Here is an 18,456-nt window from a genome sequence, read left to right on the forward strand (position 1 = left end):
AAAATTCCATAAAATATTCCCGATCGGTAATAAATTGATATTTTTCACATATTAAAATAGAAATGTTACCGCTCGGGAGCATCAAATGAGTTCCCAAGCAGCTGTTTAAATCTCAAAATAAATAATGAAATGGTGCGCGCGGAGGGTCTCGAACCCCTGACGCCTTGGTTCGAAGCCTGATGCTCCAGTTTTAAATTTTATATAAATCAATATCTTGTGATGCATCAGAATCATCATAAACATATGTTTTTAGGTCTTCAGAGATAAGATTATCAACAATACTCTTTAATTCATGAGTACTTCTTAACTGTTCGATGCCTTGTTGTAGCGCTGTCGATGTAAAGTTATCATGTATGTTAAGTAATATATTATCCAGATTGACCAGGATGATAGACCGCACTTCGGGTTGTTCAATTTTGATAAGTATTCGGTTCAAAGAGGCTACTATTGTTCTGAAATCATTATGATCAAAACGGTTAATGTTTTGATTTAAAAAAGAAAAATAAGCGTGAACCGCATCGTGCTGAACATTTTCATTTGTTGGCCATATTTGATGAGCAAGGTGTATAATTTGTTCTTGAAATCCATGATGTTCCTTTCCTGAGCGAAGTAAATCCATAAAGAGAGTAAAACAATATTCATGTACTTCTGGTGTCTTAACCATTTGTTTTATTTTCTGTATTAAAGATTGTGCGTGTTGTCTTGTGGTCGATGGCAATGCTTTATTTGTGAACATTTCCCGACCTATTTCAAGTAGGGGCAATGCTATAATAGACAGGATTTTTGTATTTGGTCGATGGTCTAAATCTCTAATAGTCGAATTTAAAAAATTTAAATCCCAAGGCTTTGCTAACATAGTCTGATAGACATCAAACATTTCGGGCGGGGGAAGTATGTACAGGCATACCCTGGCTAAGGGTGGGTGACCAGAGAATGTTAAGCGCGAAAATAAATCGCAACGTTGCTGAGGTGAAAGTAGACTGTCTAAAGTACTGTAGAGGAGCGGACTAAAACTAGAGGGGTATTCTTCAAAGCAGAATTTTTGGATGTGTTTTAGAAGTGCTTCTTTAAATACAGAGGGAAGTAATTTTTTTTCTAATGCTTTACATAATATAGATAATATTGCGAGTTTGTCTTGTTCACTGGTTTTAAGAAGTAATAATTGTTCAAGTTGTTTGCATTGTTCTTGAGTTAATGGTAGTGGATGCATGATACGAATGAGCAAATCACCTGCTTTGGTAGGATCTCTGCTGTCTGTTTCTATTAAACTTATAAGTTTATTCCCGAATAAGAGTTTTTTATGCCGATTATCTGCCATTTCAGGATCGAGTAAGAGAGCAATATTGGCCAAAGCCAGTAAATCAGTTATTTGCCTCTGCCTATAGAATTGATTTAAGGCCTCATTAAGCACGCTTTTGGGAGTAGACATTGCCTTTTTGCAAAGAACTAGCACTTTTAGTAGAGTCCGTATGTCTGGGTTACGGCGTACTTTCTCCAGAACAAAATCCCATGTCTTGTCTGATAGTGGTGATCGGAAGGTAATCTCTGCGCTGTATCGACCGGATCTAAAAAACTCTGATACTAATAGGTCATTTACGTTACCTTGCATTTCTAATGGTATATCAATGTGCTGAAGGGTCTTGAATGCCATAGATTTAGCACTCTCATCCACATCTGGGGTAGACAACATGGTCAGAATTTTTCTAATGATCGCAATCTTGGTTTCATCATTATAGTTTATATTAAGTAAGTACAGTGGATAGTCCGGCTCCTTCATATATAAACCCATTCCAAGTTTCTTCACTTCAACTTCACTGCTAAAAATGTTTATTAAGAGGGCTCCCATTTCATATTTGGTTTTGTCATGTAAAACCATTTGTGAAAGTGCTCTCCAATTACGGCATGTCTTCGCCTGTGCCTCATATTGGTACTCAATTTCGCAGGTATATCTGCGTAATGTTAAGAGTACTTTTCTACTCAAATGGGTGGCTTGATGAAGAGTTTCTTCGCTTGTATAGATAAAAGTAAATTGCTGTACACCTTCAACTCGAGCTCGAGGATAACTGGCTTCAAAATAATAAAAATAGGCTGCCAAGGGATATATCATACAATGAGATCTAACTTGTGTAGTATCACAAAAAAATTGCTCTAGGACGGGAATAACGTCTTCAGGACTAAACTGAGCATTTGACATTCGTTGAATTAAATTTTTACTTTCCGCACTTAGACTTGATTTAAAGAAGCCAGGTGACACATCATGCTCATTAATATAATTAAGAAATTTTATAAGAAGTTCAAAGGGAGTTAGAGAGTAATTTTTATTTATAAGTTCTTGAATTTTTTTCTTGTAAAAGTCAATTAATGTATTCATTATGCATACTCAACGATTAGGTTAATCTCTTTATGAATTTGTTATATATCCTTTAAACGATGATATTCCCTAATTATCGAGGACTCTTTTTGTGTTTAATTTATCCATTTGGCGCATATTATAACACAATGCAATTGGGTTTTGTTAAAAATATGAACATATTGTGTTGACAATTCCGATTTCGACGTCCTTCTTGATATTTTTAAGCCTCCTCATTTATTTCCTTTTATCATGATGTTTTTGTAACTCCACCTCTTAAATCTTCTGATGGAAACTTTAAATTTAAGCTAATTGCTTTAGCAGGAATCGTTGTTCGAAACTCACTGCTACTCATTGATTTTATCTTAGAGCACCAACACCGAGGTTCTTCTATAACAGAAGCCTTTATTGAGTCCGGTGGAGAGAGAATTCTATCAATTGTTTTAACGGCGCTTGCTATTATTCTGGGAACCGCTGTGATGTTATCTGATCCTGTCTTTGGCGGCCTAGCCATTTCTTTGATATTTGGCTCCTTTGCTTCAACAGTACTTACCTTGTTTTTAATTCCAATAAGCTATTTAATTTGGTGGAAGCGTACCCATTAAATCAGTATTAGGAGAATAGAAGATGACTATTGAACGGAATATTCGTATTGTGGCGGGTGGCTTTGTTCTGATATCACTTGCTCTAGGCGTATCGACGAGCCCAAAATTTATCAACTTTAATTTTTTATGGTTTACTGTATTTGTGGGGGCCAATCTTTTTCTTACAGGGTTTAGTCCTCTTGAGATGATTTTAAAGAAGTTTATTGGTGAGAGTTAGCATTCGTATATAAAAAACTAATGAAGTAAAATAAATAGGAACTAATGTTATGAGTGATTCAATCCATGTTGTATGTCCTCACTGCCATACAACAAATCGTTTGTTTTCAACGCGATTGGCCGAGAACCCAAAATGTGGGAAGTGTCAAAAAGCACTCTTCGGTGGAAAGCCTGTTGCTTTAGACGCAGCGCAGTTCGATCTTCATCTCCAAAAGAACGATATACCCTTGTTGGTTGATTTTTGGGCCGAATGGTGTGGTCCTTGTAAAATGATGGCACCTTATTTTGAAGCAGCTGCAAAGCTCCTTGAGCCCGGAGTTAGGTTTATTAAAATCAATACGGAATCACAACAAGCATTAGCTGCTCGCTACCAGATTCAAAGTATTCCTACTCTAATGATTTTTTCTCATGGACAAGAACAGGCTCGACACTCCGGTGTGATGAGTGCTCAAGATATTGTTCGATGGGTTAAACAATATTTTTGAGTTTTGCATCAGGGTGCAAGTTCCGGAGCACTAGGCCTATTTGACTAAAGCATATAGGTCTACTACTCTAGACATATGGACATAAAAAATTCACTAAAAATCTTTGATACCCTTTCTCAAGAAACTCGTTTACAAGTGTTCCGACTACTTGTTCAAGCGGGACCGAAAGGGTTATCTGCAGGCGCAATTGGCGATGAGTTAGGTATTTTACATAATACCTTATCATTTCACTTAAGCCATTTATCCAATGCCGGAATTGTCACGTCCTATCGCCAAGGGCGTTATGTATTTTATTCTGCAAATTTTGAGTTAATGCGTGATTTTATCGCATTCATGGTTCAAGACTGTTGCAGTAAACAACAAGTTCAAATTCAACAACCAGGGACAAGTGATTGTCTGGTTATTGAATTAACTGATTGCTGTAATTCTAAAATGGAGTAAATCATGAAACGTTTTCATATTCACATTGGTGTTAACAATCTTGCTGATAGCATTCGTTTCTATAATGCCCTGTTTGGAGCCGAACCGGTAAAAGTGAAATCAGATTATGCTAAATGGATGCTGGAAGATCCTCGTATTAACTTTGCTATTTCAACTCGCACAGCCAAAAATGGTGTGGAACACTTAGGTATACAAGTAGATGATGCTACTGAATTAGATGCCTTGAGAAAGCAGTTTTCTCAAGCCAATATTTCAACTCATAGTGATGGCGAGACGACTTGTTGTTATGCCAAATCGGAGAAGTCTTGGGTAAATGATCCTTCAGGAATTGCATGGGAAGCTTATCATACTATGGAGGACGCTCAGTTTTTTTCTGGCGAAAAGATATCAGAGGGTTCTTGCTCAATACCCAGTCAAAATACCTCGACTGCTTGTTGTGATACGAAACCAAAAAAAACTGACTGTTGTGGGTAATGAATACTAAGCCTATTAAGTTACTATTTCTTTGCACCGGAAACTCATGTCGGTCAATTATGGCAGAGGCGATAACCAACCATTATTCCAATGAGCGTTATCTGGCTTTTAGCGCAGGTAGCGCTCCGACTGGAAACGTGCATCCAAAAGCGATTGAAACTCTTGCACGTCATGAAATCAAATGTAACGCAGGACGCAGTAAATCATGGAATGAATTTGAATCACAATCAATTGACTTAGTTATTACAGTCTGTGATCAGGCAGCTAGCGAGAGCTGCCCCATTTTTCCAGGACAACCCAAGAAACTCCACTGGAGTATCCCTGATCCTGCTAAAATAAAAGGATCCGAAATTGAAATCAACGCAGCATTTGAGGCGGTATTTAATCAACTTAAGCTACGAATAGAACAGGAGTTGTTATCATGACCACATGTAGCACTCGTCGCCTTTCATTTTTAGATAGATATTTAACCTTATGGATTTTCATGACGATGGCTTCTGGTGTCGTTATCGGCTCACTCTTTACCAGCGCACCACAATTTTTAAACTCCCTGTCAATTGGCTCTACCAATATTCCAATTGCGATTGGTCTGATTTTAATGATGTATCCACCATTAGCCCGGGTAAAATATGAAGAACTACCACTGATATTCAAAGACTGGCGAATTCTCCTGTTGTCATTGATTCAAAACTGGCTCATCGGACCATTTCTCATGTTTGGTCTCGCCATTTTGTTTTTACATGGGTATCCTGAATACATGACTGGGCTTATTCTTATTGGGCTAGCTCGCTGTATTGCCATGGTAATTGTCTGGAATCAGTTGGCAGAAGGAGACAATCAGTACGTTGCAGCCTTAGTGGCATTTAACAGTATTTTTCAACTGCTGTTCTTCAGTGTCTATGCCTGGTTTTTTCTAACAGTCTTGCCACCTAATGTTGGAATGAGTGGGCAAATAGTTCACATCAATTTTATGACGATTGCCCAAAGCGTCTTTATTTATCTGGGCATTCCATTTTTTGCAGGATTTCTTACTCGTTTTGTATTGATAAAAAGAAAAGGGTTAACCTGGTATGAAACTATTTTTTTACCAAAAATTTCTCCCATTACCCTGATTGCTCTGCTTTTTACAATTCTTGCGATGTTTTCTTTGAAAGGCGCTATGGTGTTGCAACTTCCACTCGATGTCCTACGTATTGCCATTCCATTGGTCATTTATTTTGTGGTGATGTTTTTTGTCAGTTTTGCGATGGGGAAGCTCATTGGTGCCAGTTATGAAAAGACAACAGCAGCGTCCTTTACTGCAGCCAGTAATAATTTTGAATTGGCTATTGCTGTTGCAATTGCCACTTTTGGACTTAATTCTGCCATTGCTTTTACAACGGTCATTGGGCCACTTGTTGAAGTACCAGTTCTTATTTTACTTGTGAATGTTGCATTTTGGTTACGAAAGCGCTGGTTTTTATGAACAACTATTAAGTAAGCGCTCTAATCAAATATTGAAATCATTCAGTGGCTGCTCCAGCAGTGGTTATTGAAACAGGGAGGCAAACCGATGAAATTTCTACAACACCCCCCGCGCTTCCTATTCTTTACTGGTAAAGGTGGAGTAGGAAAAACATCGATAGCTTGCGCCACTGCAGTGCAACTTGCTGAAACGAATAAGCGTATATTGCTGGTCAGTACTGATCCTGCTTCCAATGTGGGGCAAGTATTTGGTGTCAGTATAGGTAATCAAATTGCCGCAATCCCAACAGTAGCAGGCCTCTATGCGTTGGAAATTGATCCAGAATCGGCTGCGCAAGCCTATCGTGATAGAATTATAAATCCAGTTCTAGGCGTTCTGCCTGACTCTGCAGTCAAGAGCATGGAAGAGCAATTGTCTGGTGCCTGTACTACTGAAATTGCAGCTTTTGATGAGTTCACCACACTGCTCACTGACACCGCACTGACAGCTGATTACGATCACATTATTTTCGATACCGCACCCACCGGACACACCATTCGGTTGTTACAGTTGCCAGGAGCCTGGAATAGTTTTCTTGAAAATGGCCATGGCGATGCTTCTTGCCTCGGCCCTTTAGCCGGACTAGAAAAACAGCGTGAACAGTATAAAATGGCGGTTGAGGCATTATCTGATCTACTGCGCACACGTTTAGTGCTGGTGGCACGGGCACAGCTTGCGACCTTGCGAGAAGTTGCTAGAACCCATGAAGAGCTTGCAGCTATTGGCATGAGGCAACAATTTCTGGTGATTAATGGCATACTTCCTGCTGGCGAAGCAGAGCATGATGCACTGGCAGCAGCCATTTATTCTCGTGAACAGGCTGCCTTAACGGCTATTCCTTATGTGCTCAAGGGTTTGCCATGTGACAAAGTAGAACTTAAAGCATTTAATTTAGTGGGTTTAGAATCCTTACATCAATTATTAACCCACTCTGTGCAACGATGGTCTCCTCAAGACAAGCATACTGTTACTCACAATTATCCTCACTTAACAACCCTGATTGATGATATTGCAGATGATGGTCATGGTCTTGTGATGGTGATGGGAAAAGGTGGGGTCGGTAAAACTACACTTGCTTCTGCTGTAGCTGTTGAATTAGCCAATCGAGGCTTGCCAGTGCATCTTACTACTTCTGATCCAGCGGGGCATTTGAGCGATACTTTAATTGATGCTCTGGACAACTTGACTGTAAGCAGGATTGACCCACATGCCGAAACGGAGCGCTACAGGCAACATGTATTAGAGACTAAAGGCGCAAAGCTCAATGCTCAAGCCCATGCTCTTCTGGAAGAGGATTTGCGTTCACCTTGCACTGAAGAAATAGCTGTCTTTCAAGCATTTTCACGAATCATTCGTGAGGCAGGTAAAAAATTCGTCGTGATGGATACAGCACCTACCGGGCACACATTATTATTACTTGATGCTACGGGCTCTTATCATCGTGAAATTGAGCGCCAGATGAGTGGTAAGAAGATATTCTTTACAACGCCCATGATGCAATTGCAGGATCCAAAGCAAACTAAAGTGCTGCTCGTCACGTTAGCGGAAACGACGCCAGTACTTGAGGCGGCTAACTTACAAGAAGACTTGCGTCGTGCAGGTATAGAACCATGGGCGTGGATTATCAATAACAGCTTAGCAATTGCGCAGACAAATTCGTTGCTTTTACGCCAAAGAGCACAAAATGAACTGATTGAAATTGATAAAGTGGCTAACCAATATGCTACACGCTATGCAGTTGTTCCTCTACTGAAAGAAGAACCCATTGGTATCGAACGTTTGTTGGCTATGTTTCATCAGTAAACAATTAATTATAGAACCCGTGTTAGGGTGCTGTGTTGTTAACTGGTGAGTGCCCCCGTAATTGGGAAAGAGCCGTTTTTTTTTTGGCCCTATAAATGGTGCGCTCGGAGGGACTCGAACCCCCGACACCTTGGTTCGAAGCCAAGTACTCTATCCAGCTGAGCTACGAGCGCAATGGGTGATGATTTAAAAATCGTTTTGCTATTTTGGTCTATATCAGGAGGTTTGACCAAAATGGTGGGCCGTATAGGATTTGAACCTATGACACAGAGGTTAAAAGCCTCCTGCTCTACCAACTGAGCTAACGGCCCATTACAGGGTATTCTTTATTTAAACTACTTTGTTGGTATCAGTTTATTAAACTGGTGGGCCGTATAGGATTTGAACCTATGACACAGAGGTTAAAAGCCTCCTGCTCTACCAACTGAGCTAACGGCCCTAAAGAGGCTGAAATCATACCGGATTAGCGTAGAATTTCAAGTGTTTTATTGATTATTTTTGAATTGGACTGACTTTTTTGGGGAAATTTACAACTATAATAGTGTAAATGATTTAAGAGTGATTCGATCGCGTATTAGACGAACTCCATACTTCGAGCATAACCCGCTTTTATTCTTCACTACTTGATTACAAAAATTTCTTTGATATTCAATTCGTTATCATTTTGAAATCAAACGTGTTGCTTCATATGGGTTTAAGAAATTTGGAAGCTGCTATCGTCTTTATGACTTAACTGATTATCATCATGTTGGTCTTTATTATAAATAGTTTCTCTTTGTTCCTGCATAGCCCGTCTTGCCTCTTTGGTTTTATTTATGGCGGTTGCCTGTAAATCAGATGGTGATTCATTTTGTTTATTGAGTAATGGTTCACTTAATTCATCACTTCTGTGTTTAGGCAAATCAGGTTCACTTCGTGTCCTGAGAGCTTGAGTTACAGAAGCTCTTGGATCGACAGGGGCATTGTTGGTTGCTGCCTCTGCCCGTTCAATTTTAATATCAAGAATTGCTGTATTAATTGCATCTCGAATTCCGTTTAAACCACTGGTGATCCAAGCAGTCAATGGCTTTAAACCAAAACTGTTTTTAATCGCAAATCCTATTCCTTCCAAAGTATAGGCTATAGCAGAGGCCACATATTTTATTGGATTATAGCCAAGAGGCCCCAACATATCATTTATCCTTCGACCAATTTCCTGAACGGCATGTCCAATACCAAACAATACTGCTCCACCGATGTATCCCAGGTTTCCTACAAAACTGATTACTTCTTTAAGAAGTTTCATTGTTGTATACACAATTTCAGATAAGAACACTCGAACGATACCGGGATCTTGAATTTTATATTGACGTCCATAACTGTCTAATAATTTCTCTAGCATAGAAGCTAAATCAGAAGTGCTTAGCTGTTGAGCCATCTCTTTGTAATTTTTCTCAACCAGATCCAATACACCGTGATATTTTTCATCATCAGATAATTTCTTATCATTAACTAATAAATTAATTTCTTTAATAATATTTTTTGCCCGTGAATCTTCTGCTCTTTCGCTAGAGAAATACAACATCGATTTTTCTCTTTGATATCGAAAAATAAGGCGATATGCATTCATTTCGAGAAGAGCTAACTTATTGGGAATTTTTTGAAGTACCAAATCATTGGCTACAAGATTCGGGAACATTTGTACTACGGTGGCACAAGGCTCCAAATGATATAACCCTCCTGAGGGACCAACGGTGATAACGCCGTTAATTTCTTGCACTCCACGAGGTTTCAATCGTTCAAATAATTTAGCGTTGTTTCGTTTTAAGGAATTCAATTCTAGTTCAACTTGCTCTGGGGTCGAGTTACTGTTCTCAGGAAAACGGATATCGAATTGATTTCTTTCAAATAAATAATTAAATGTTTTAGGATAAGTTATTTTAAACAGTTCACGTTCTAATTGATTCGTAAAAAAATCCGGGTTTTTAACATAGAAATCCAGGTGGTTATTTAGTGTTCTTTGCACTCTGGGTACGGGTATGCCATCAGTGAGGTTTGATTTCAATCCAGATTTCAGGTACGCATCTCGTTCTTCATGATTTATACTGAATAATTCGAGTAGCTCTTTGGCAGATGGATTTTTTGGTAAATCAACAGGTTTTTTATAATTTTGGCTGTAAACAATTTGCGGTATTTGATCATTAGTAAATTGAGTCCCATGTCGGGTTAGAAATTGATGCAATGAATACCAGGCAATTTTAGGTCCTGCAGTCATCTGGTCATTTTTAATTTTGGTCGTATCCGAATGATTGCCATACATGGGCAACATGGATACTTTTGTGGTTTGAGGGGATTGAATAATGATACGGGTTAAATCTTGTGGTTTAAAATCGCGACGCATTTCATCCATCTGTAACACAGCAACATAGTTTTTGACATTATCAGGAATAAGACGCCCATCCATTTTGCTTTTGTCACTCAGACCAGCTACTGGATCCATGAGAAAGAGATTTAAATTTATCTCCTGTAATTGGGTCAAAAGTTTTTTATCTGCATCATCAAGTTCTTTCCCTGCATGCAACAAGCGTTGTTCTTTAGCTGCTAATTCTTTTTCACGTCGCTTTAAATTATTGGCAATATAAATTGAGGTCACTGAGCCGCGACTAAAACCTGCCAGATTAATATTATGAGAACCATCTTGCTGAGTGTTTAACCAATTAATAATCTGTGCAGTAGCTCTTTTGGCATTAGCCTTAACTTCAGTGCCTAATAGAGTAGGGCCATCTACATGGATGGAATTTTCCGGAGTACAGGCTTTGGAAAACTGGGAAATAATATTGTTTGCTGATTGATGAGTTTCTCCAGTTCCATAACAAAATACTGTAAATGTTGCCATGTTTTGCTCATACTAATTCTTACTTTTAGTATAGTTGGGATTTATGAAGGTTATATTATGGGGAGAGGAAGAGTATTCTTATTTCTGTCGATTTATAATTAGAGAAATTGGTGTTTTTTCTATCAAATCATAGAGTTGGTTGAGACTAGGTAATCGTGAGTTAAGTGAAGTATGAATTGAGGTTGCTTTAACAGGTTAAATCGGCTTCAGACGCCAAAACAGTCCAACCCTCATGTTCAATTTTTTTCCTCAAAGTTTCCAGATTTTGACGTCTGGTTAGTATCAACAGGGTATCAGCGCCTAATGCGCCACAGCCTTTTATCGCTTTTATTTCAGGATTTGATTTAAGGGTATTGATCATGTTCAGACTGTGTTCGGCAACCAAATTTAAACTTGAAAGTATTTGGTGATACTTATTGATGGCATCGATTAATTGTGCACTATCTTGTTGTTCGAATGCTTGTTTTGCTTCATCCACCAAATTGGACATCTCGTTAATTTGGGTCGGAAGGGTGGTTTGCATGAGATGTTGGTGGGTCGCAAGTTTAACTCCCGTATGAAGGATGAGAAATGATAGGTCGTCAAAGGGCCAATGATACGATTGCACCATGTTTTTTTGATTATTAATGTACACACATCCTTTTCGAGCCTGGGCTATTACATCATATCCACTGGGCCTTAATCCTTTCCCAGACCAGGAACTTTGATAATAGGCTTCCAACATGGAGTGTTCATCAGGTATGTTCTGATGCAGATGACATGTAGCCCAATAAGTTCCCAGAAATTGAGCACTGGATGCCCCAAGGCCGCCACGCTCATTATAGGGATCATTCCAGCCCAAGAACGTTCCTTCGCTCTGTGACTTACTCCACCATTTTCCTGCAGGCGACAGAGGATGAATGGGGGATGTATCAATACCATCGTTTAATGAAAGTTCAAAATACGGTGCTGTGGTGAGTAGGATTGCAGAACCTCCAGTTATTGCAACATACTCGCCTAATAAAAATGTTTTGGCAGGGATGAACCATTTCATACGGCTATAGGTGCCTGTCTGATTGCGGCTAATAGATCATGTGCATTATTCAGACTGACTCTTTTGTTGATATCCAGCCACTCTTGTAAACGCTCTTTTAGTAAGGGCATTTCATGTTCATCAGCACCTGCAACCAGCAACAGATTATCAATATGTAATTTCATATGCCCCTGAATGATGCCATCAGTGCATAATGCTTTAATTGCACCAAGATTCTGTACAAGACCTACTGCTGCAATCACCTGAGACAGCTGGTTTGCAGAACTGATATCCATCATTCGCAAACACATTTTAGCTGTAGGGTGCAGGGAAGTGACTCCACCTACAGTACCGACAATGATTGGTGCGGTGAATTCACCAGTCAGTACCTCATCTTGATAACGCCATTTGGTAATGGCTTGATATCGACCTGATCGAGCTGCGTATGCATGTATTCCTGCTTCGACCGCACGCCAATCATTGCCGGTTGCAATTAAAACCGGATCAATTCCATTCATCACCCCTTTATTGTGAGTCGCTGCTCGATAGGGATCCATTTCAGCAAAAAGAGATGCTTCTTGCAGTTTATACCCCAAAACAGGGTCTATGTTACGTAAGGTTACTTGTGCAGTTGTTAATTTTTGGTCGTTTAAATTGGATAGAATGCACATAGTGACTTCTTCACCAGTTAATTCTTCTATGGGTGACTTTAAATACTCTAATACCTGATTAATGATATTTGCCCCCATTGCATCACAACTATTCATAGTTAAATGAATAACTGCCATGTCCTGTCCATCTTCTCTTTTTAATTGACGTAATTGTAAATCAATAACTCCACCGCCCCGTTTTACCATATTTGCAGCAACATCTTCATTTGCTCTTATTATAAGATTGAGGCGATTTTCTTCAAAAATCCGGGAAAATCGTTGAAAATCGTTTATTTTCGCTAATTGAATTTGTCCAAGAATGCAGTCACCCTGGACATGGGTACTGATTTCGCCGTGTTGCCGAATCCATTTAGCTGATTTGGATAAGGCGGCAATAATCGAGGTTTCCTCAACCGCTAAAGGGATAACGTAATCACGGCCATTGATGTTAAAATTAGTAGCAACTCCTAAAGGAAGTTGGAAATATCCAATCACGTTCTCAATCAATTTGTCTGCAAGATTCAGGTCTTTTATACCGCCTTGTTGAAGAAAGGCGATGTCCTCGGAGGTCATAGCCCCCAATTCTAATAATCTTTGAAAACGTTCCTCTCTGGATAATTTTGAGAACCCACGAAATAATTCATTGGCATTGGAGACTATTGACATGCTTTCTCCTTTAAATCGCTAAGTATCTGACTGCCAGTACAGAACATGGCGGTCTTTAACTCATATTCTATTGCAGCCATTTTGTTTAGTACGTGTTCTGTTGAGTTCAGAGCTGCTTCCAGCATGGGTTTGGCAAATCCGATAGATGTTGCGCCGAGTGCAATTAATTTAGCTGCATCCAGACCATGACGCACTCCTCCTGAACCCCAGATTTCGAAGCAAGGATTTATTTGCGCTGCATTTTTAACACTTTGCAGAGTATCTATACCCCAGTTTCTGAAGGTATCCGCAGTGAGATGACGGATTGAATTTTTATCTGCTCTGTGACCTTCTATACGTCCCCAGTGAGTACCTCCAACACCGCTGACATCTACAGCCGCAACACCGATTTCATTAAGACGAGACAGAGTTTTTTGCGAAAAACCACATCCCGTTTCTTTTACGATTACAGGGACTTCCAGATTTTTAACCAACTCGGTTAAGGCATTCCAACATCCTTTAAAATCAGTTGTTCCCTCCGGTTGAATGCATTCCTGCAGTGGATTGCAATGTATAATTAACGCTTCTGCCTGCAGAGAATTTATCAATCTTTGAATGGATGAAATCGGGGTATTTATTAATTGAGCTATCCCCAGGTTACTGAATAATTTGGTTTTGGGAAAATCACGACGTAGTGGTGTCCATTCAAAAGCAGCCTGATTATCAGTCAGCTCTCTGCGTTGCGAGCCTACTCCCATTGCCCATTTTGACTCCGTACACGCTTCAATAAGTCGTCTATTAATATCTAGTGCATTGGAATGACCTGCTGTCATGGAGCTGATAAAAAAGGGGGTTTCTACTATTTGATTAAATCGTTTGCTTTGAATGCAGATTTCTTCAAAATTAATATCAGGCAGGGCCTCATGAACTAAAGAAAATTGATCAAATGGATTTAATTCACTGCTTTGATTTGCAGGCATTAGCGCGAGTTCAATATGATCTCGTTTGCGTTGTTCAAACTCTGTGTAGTCGTTTTGCATGCCTGATATTAGTTTTATGAAAAATAGTGGTAATTTTATCATAAAGAAAGAAACCAAACTACCTGATTTAAAATGTTCCAATCGAATGGATTTGATTATTATCCTGAATTTGGTCTTTGATTTTAAGTAAGTGGTACAAATAAGCTGATTATTGCTCATAAACTAAGTGTCTGATGGGTGTATCCACCATAGAACTACCGGAATGATATTTTGAGTACATTCCGGTTATTTGAGATGAGTCACTTGTTTTTTACTGCTACGTTCACAAATTACCAACGGTAATAGTATCGGTAGGGTCGATAGTAACGATAAGGATAATAGTATCGATAGGAATTGTAATATCGATAGGGGTAATAATAACGATAAGGCCTATATCCATAGTAGATATACCAGGAAACCTGGGTAGGAATAACCTTGGGAACGGGCGCATTTAACTCCCTTGAATCTGCTCTTGCCGGTGTTACGAAGACCAAAGCCCCAATTAATAAAGATAATAGTGCGAAGAGTCTAATTAACGAGGTGCTTTTAGGTGTGTAGTTGTCCATTTTTAACTCCCAAACGCGTATACCTTTATTATTATAGTTCAATTTTTAATCATATGTTGTAGTATTCATTAATATTGATTTGTTCTAAAAAGTCATCATCATGAGAAATAATAATGAATGGCCCTGGGTATTTTTTCATGAGGGTCATGACATGAGTTCTGGTTTTAAGATCCATATTATTAGTCAGTTCATCCAGAATAAGTAATTTTGGCGGATTAGCCGCAATTTTTGCCAGGCATAATCGCGCTTTTTCTCCTCCTGACAAGGTTAAAATCTGTGCATTCACTTCTTCATTAGTACGAAAAAGAAAATCATTTAAATGTTTACGTAATTCCATGTGATTCCAGTCCGTTCTGCAGTTCTGAAGGGTTTCCAATACCGTGTAGTCTGGTGATAGTTTCTGGTAATGTTGATCGAGATACCCTATATCTTTTAATTCCGGCGTTTGCCATAAGCCTTCTCTTATTATTTCCTTAGACCCCATAATGGCTTTTATGAGAGTAGATTTTCCCGAACCATTAACGCCACAAAGAGCTAGTCGGCTTTGCCCTGAAATATTTAAATTGATATTTATCAATATCTTCTTTTGATTATAAGAAACGGATCCTTCACTAATAGTCACCAGAGCTTTAGTCGTACTCTGTGATATTGGTAGATCAAAATGAGGCTTGATTACTTCATTTGTGCCTAGCTCATGCAATCGTTTTATGAGATCTTCCTTGGTTTTAGCGATGTTCTTTTTCTTTTTACCCGATGTTTCCTGAGCACGGAGAACTTTTGATTTTGAAACGATGGTTGGCCATTTTGCTTGATCAATTGATTTTTCGCCTTTTAAGCGAGAGTTTTTTGCTCTTACCTGTTCTTTCATCAGCGCTTGATGCTGTTGTTTTTTTTGATATCGTAATTGCTCCATTTCGGTTTCAATCACGTGCCGACTTAGGGTGTTCTGTTGCTGAAAATGATCGAAATACCCTTTAAATTGAGTAATTTGGCTCTGATTGAAATGCCAAAAGCAAAACTCTGTACTTCTAAGTAAATGAATGTCATGCGAGGCAATGATCAAGGTACCCGTGTATTGAGCTAGCAAACGCATCAGACTTTGGCGATTTTTAGTGTCGAGGTGATTGGTAGGTTCATCAAGCAATAAAACATCGGGATTTTCGGTCAAGGCCTGGGTTAAAGCCCGGTTAAATCGTTCCGCGCCGCTGGCTGTATCATGTCCATTAATTAATTGAGGTACATAAGATACAGTCAGGTTATCCGCATAATCGACATATCCCTCACTGGGGGGCATAAGGTTTTTAATTATTTTGAGCATGCAGCTTTTACCAGAGCCATTATCGCCTATTAATGCGATTCGTTCCCCTGAATAAACTGAATAATTAAATACTTCAAAACAGATTTTTTTGGTAAAATACAGACTTAGATCAACTAATTGAATTAAACGACTCATATACTCTCTCTCTCAATGGTTTGGGCCAGAATTTATTGTGCCCATCAGGGCTTATTGAGAGATAATGCGCATCGGAGTATAGACCTCGTTTTGTACTGAATCACTGTATTATATTAAATCAGAAAAATATTTTCAATGGATTAGGACGTAACGAGAACGCCAAGGTATAGAGCAAATGTATTATTATCCCGCGTTCGACTGTGAGACCACGGGTTAATTTAGGAATTCAGATTTATTTGATAGATGTCGTTATGCGTTCAAAATCATCATCAAGAGCATCTTGTCCAAAGTTTAAGAGATTTTCATCCTGAACGGGTTTTTTTTCGGTAAATTCTTCGTCTTCTTCAATTATCGGCTCTAATACTGTTCCGTTTCTATTTGACCAGGATCTTATAAAAGAATAGGGATTATATCCTGTTGAAGTTGCAGTATTGTCTTCAGGTATCGTGTCTTCCTCAACTTCTGGAATGACTGGCAGAGATGACGGTGGCGATAATTTTCGCTTAAAAGCACTGTTATTGTAGTCACTTGGCCAACAACTGGCGTATCTGGACATAGCCGGTTTTTCAGCATCTTTTGTTGCTTTAATTAATAACTGATTTGGTGGCTCTTTTTGTTCTGGTGATTTAGCAGTCTTATCAAACATAAATTATACCTTCAAAATAAGTATCTCAGTATTGTTTGGATCACGTTCCAAGAGTTAACCCTACAACTTGTGCAGTACTATATCACGTTAGAATCCATGCGTGTACGCAAAATGACTTATATGATCTAATTAATAAATATATGATTTATGTTGTTACTGTTTGCATGGCGTACACTATATTTAGAGACAATCATTTTGATGTTTATTTTTGATAGAAAAAGCATGAAAATGTTTTATTGTAAGTCATCATGACGCAATTGTTACAATAGTAGCCACAATCTTTACTCTATTTTTACCCTATAACTGGCTTTTTGTTGAAATCCAGCGTACAATGTGCTCACTATTTGTTCACAAACTTTGGAGTAAACAATGTCTGCTAAAAATAAACGTGAATCGGCTACTTTTAAAACAGCTAAAGGCAAGCTTGAAAATACAATTAAAAGATTAAATGAATGCGATTCCTATGAGCGATTACAAGAGATTCTGAAATCTATAGCAAAAGCGAAAGAAAGCACACAAAGTCCTTATACCCCTGCTAGATTAACTCCGTATCATCAATCAGAAATCAAAAGAATGAAAGAGAGTATTGATACTTTAGTTAAACAAAAGACTGTAGAATTTCCTAAGCCAGTTCAACCAGTTGAAGTACTCGTAGTTCAAGAGGAACAATCTGTTAGCGAACCAGTTGTATCTGTTCCTGTTACAGAGACTTTGGAACCTACTGATGCTGTTCAAGTTGATTCTGTTCCAGATAACAACATTAATGAGTCGGATGATCATGTTCAAGAGAGCACCTTTAAAGCTCTTAATGACGACAGATTAAAAGAATTAAGCAAAGTTTATGCTCAGCTAGATCGTTTAAAGACAAAAATTGATGAACTACGCGTAGAATCTGAAGAATATCCGGCTGACAAGAATGGTGTAAAAACAGACTCTTATCATAAAGCAGCAATTGCTGGTCAAGAAGTATACAATAAGATTTATTCACTATGCTCGAACTATGCATTGAACAAGATTGATCTTGATACATTCAAATCTGAAGCAACAGATTTTATGAAGAGTGATAATCAATACGTTAAGGAGTTGAAAACTCATCGTGGTTGTAAAGATGTGTTTGCCAATTTACTGTTAGCTCTTACGGGTGTAGGCCTGTTGGCTATTGCAGCAGTGTCTATTTACAATGGTCGTTTGACGATGTTCAATCTCACCAATACAGATTCTGGAAACAAAGTAGACGCACTGAAAGATTCTGTTGAGCACGTACAATCTGCATCTTTGAAGTAATTCCCTCTTGATGAACTGCTCTGGTCGTGTAAATTGCCGGAGCAGTTTTTCTTAAGTCTTGTACACGTCCGTGTTAGTTATAAATATATAAAGAAACCTGCATCTATTAGTGATTAAAGAAATTGCATCATCGTTGAGTTGAGGCGCGTGGTTCAATATTTTTAATGTTCTACGGTTGATGACGTATAAAAAGTGACGATCATTCAGGAGCACGCCGCTAGATTACATACTCTATATTTATAGTAGCCCGGATGAAGTGCGAAGCACGTAATCCGGGAATTCCCGCGAAGCGGGCACTGATTAGAAAAGGTACCATGCTTGCGCATAGGCTTCCCGGATTTCGCTATGCTTCATCCAGGCTTGTATCTTTAAATTGTAAGCAAGAAAGCTTAATCTCAAGGGCACTTGGGATGGGAGAAGAGATCTTG

17 protein-coding genes and 3 tRNA genes are annotated in these 18,456 nt (G+C 38.8%); 9 read left to right on the top strand and 11 right to left on the bottom strand.

What is annotated here, in order from left to right:
* Nucleotides 1-190: 190 nt before the first annotated feature.
* Nucleotides 191-2,371 carry a hypothetical protein gene (locus Lqua_RS04250; RefSeq protein WP_058473029.1) on the bottom strand — a complete coding sequence of 727 codons (2,181 nt, stop codon included), beginning with the start codon at nucleotides 2,369-2,371 and terminating at the stop codon, nucleotides 191-193.
* A gap of 290 nt (nucleotides 2,372-2,661) precedes the next feature.
* Between Lqua_RS04250 and Lqua_RS17860 the strand changes: the two genes are divergently transcribed.
* From Lqua_RS17860 to arsA, 8 genes are all read left to right on the top strand, one after another.
* Nucleotides 2,662-2,955: an efflux RND transporter permease subunit gene (locus Lqua_RS17860; protein WP_274519351.1), complete on the top strand. Its 294-nt coding sequence runs from the start codon at nucleotides 2,662-2,664 to the stop codon at nucleotides 2,953-2,955.
* A 22-nt stretch (nucleotides 2,956-2,977) separates the two neighbouring features.
* A complete protein-coding gene (locus Lqua_RS04260) occupies nucleotides 2,978-3,172 on the top strand; it encodes a YgaP family membrane protein (RefSeq protein ID WP_058473031.1) in 195 nt (64 codons plus the stop codon).
* A gap of 49 nt (nucleotides 3,173-3,221) precedes the next feature.
* Nucleotides 3,222-3,656 carry a thioredoxin TrxC gene (trxC, locus tag Lqua_RS04265; RefSeq protein ID WP_058473032.1) on the top strand — a complete coding sequence of 145 codons (435 nt, stop codon included), beginning with the start codon at nucleotides 3,222-3,224 and terminating at the stop codon, nucleotides 3,654-3,656.
* 75 nt (nucleotides 3,657-3,731) lie between these two features.
* The gene (locus Lqua_RS04270; protein WP_058473033.1) at nucleotides 3,732-4,097 is read left to right on the top strand and encodes an ArsR/SmtB family transcription factor; all 366 of its coding nucleotides are present in this window, start codon (nucleotides 3,732-3,734) and stop codon (nucleotides 4,095-4,097) included.
* A gap of 3 nt (nucleotides 4,098-4,100) precedes the next feature.
* A complete protein-coding gene (locus Lqua_RS04275; RefSeq protein WP_058473034.1) occupies nucleotides 4,101-4,571 on the top strand; it encodes an ArsI/CadI family heavy metal resistance metalloenzyme in 471 nt (156 codons plus the stop codon).
* Nucleotides 4,571-4,996, top strand: coding sequence for an arsenate reductase ArsC (locus Lqua_RS04280; RefSeq protein WP_058473035.1), 426 nt, complete (start codon nucleotides 4,571-4,573; stop codon nucleotides 4,994-4,996). The genes Lqua_RS04275 and Lqua_RS04280 overlap by 1 nt, the downstream gene beginning before the upstream one ends.
* The gene (arsB, locus tag Lqua_RS04285; RefSeq protein WP_058473036.1) at nucleotides 4,993-6,036 is read left to right on the top strand and encodes an ACR3 family arsenite efflux transporter; all 1,044 of its coding nucleotides are present in this window, start codon (nucleotides 4,993-4,995) and stop codon (nucleotides 6,034-6,036) included. The genes Lqua_RS04280 and arsB overlap by 4 nt, the downstream gene beginning before the upstream one ends.
* 87 nt (nucleotides 6,037-6,123) lie before the next feature.
* Nucleotides 6,124-7,878 carry an arsenical pump-driving ATPase gene (gene arsA / locus Lqua_RS04290; protein ID WP_058473037.1) on the top strand — a complete coding sequence of 585 codons (1,755 nt, stop codon included), beginning with the start codon at nucleotides 6,124-6,126 and terminating at the stop codon, nucleotides 7,876-7,878.
* 96 nt (nucleotides 7,879-7,974) lie between these two features.
* Here the strand turns inward: arsA and Lqua_RS04295 are convergent.
* The 10 genes from Lqua_RS04295 to Lqua_RS04335 form a co-directional block, all read right to left on the bottom strand.
* Nucleotides 7,975-8,051 (bottom strand) — tRNA-Arg (locus tag Lqua_RS04295).
* A 62-nt stretch (nucleotides 8,052-8,113) separates the two neighbouring features.
* Nucleotides 8,114-8,189: transfer RNA gene (locus Lqua_RS04300), tRNA-Lys, on the bottom strand.
* 52 nt (nucleotides 8,190-8,241) lie between these two features.
* Nucleotides 8,242-8,317 (bottom strand) — tRNA-Lys (locus Lqua_RS04305).
* Between the two features lie 255 nt (nucleotides 8,318-8,572).
* Nucleotides 8,573-10,753, bottom strand: coding sequence for a DUF5621 domain-containing protein (locus Lqua_RS04310; protein WP_058473038.1), 2,181 nt, complete (start codon nucleotides 10,751-10,753; stop codon nucleotides 8,573-8,575).
* Nucleotides 10,754-10,940: 187 nt separating this feature from the next.
* A complete protein-coding gene (locus tag Lqua_RS04315; protein ID WP_058473039.1) occupies nucleotides 10,941-11,786 on the bottom strand; it encodes a mevalonate kinase family protein in 846 nt (281 codons plus the stop codon).
* Nucleotides 11,783-13,081 (bottom strand): hydroxymethylglutaryl-CoA reductase, degradative, encoded by a 1,299-nt coding sequence (locus Lqua_RS04320; protein ID WP_058473040.1) that lies wholly within the window; start codon nucleotides 13,079-13,081, stop codon nucleotides 11,783-11,785. The genes Lqua_RS04315 and Lqua_RS04320 overlap by 4 nt, the downstream gene beginning before the upstream one ends.
* Nucleotides 13,072-14,100 (bottom strand): type 2 isopentenyl-diphosphate Delta-isomerase, encoded by a 1,029-nt coding sequence (fni, locus tag Lqua_RS04325; RefSeq protein WP_058473084.1) that lies wholly within the window; start codon nucleotides 14,098-14,100, stop codon nucleotides 13,072-13,074. The genes Lqua_RS04320 and fni overlap by 10 nt, the downstream gene beginning before the upstream one ends.
* Before the next feature lie 269 nt (nucleotides 14,101-14,369).
* Nucleotides 14,370-14,645, bottom strand: coding sequence for a hypothetical protein (locus Lqua_RS17865; RefSeq protein WP_083501250.1), 276 nt, complete (start codon nucleotides 14,643-14,645; stop codon nucleotides 14,370-14,372).
* A gap of 49 nt (nucleotides 14,646-14,694) precedes the next feature.
* Nucleotides 14,695-16,098, bottom strand: a complete 1,404-nt coding sequence (locus tag Lqua_RS04330) for an ATP-binding cassette domain-containing protein (RefSeq protein ID WP_058473041.1) — start codon at nucleotides 16,096-16,098, stop codon at nucleotides 14,695-14,697.
* 232 nt (nucleotides 16,099-16,330) lie between these two features.
* Nucleotides 16,331-16,744 carry a hypothetical protein gene (locus Lqua_RS04335; protein ID WP_058473042.1) on the bottom strand — a complete coding sequence of 138 codons (414 nt, stop codon included), beginning with the start codon at nucleotides 16,742-16,744 and terminating at the stop codon, nucleotides 16,331-16,333.
* Between the two features lie 369 nt (nucleotides 16,745-17,113).
* On the opposite strand from Lqua_RS04335, the gene Lqua_RS04340 reads away from it, so the two are divergent.
* Nucleotides 17,114-18,028, top strand: a complete 915-nt coding sequence (locus Lqua_RS04340; RefSeq protein WP_058473043.1) for a hypothetical protein — start codon at nucleotides 17,114-17,116, stop codon at nucleotides 18,026-18,028.
* The last annotated feature ends 428 nt before the right edge of the window (nucleotides 18,029-18,456 follow it).

Source organism: Legionella quateirensis, from assembly GCF_001467955.1.
Lineage (GTDB): Bacteria > Pseudomonadota > Gammaproteobacteria > Legionellales > Legionellaceae > Legionella > Legionella quateirensis.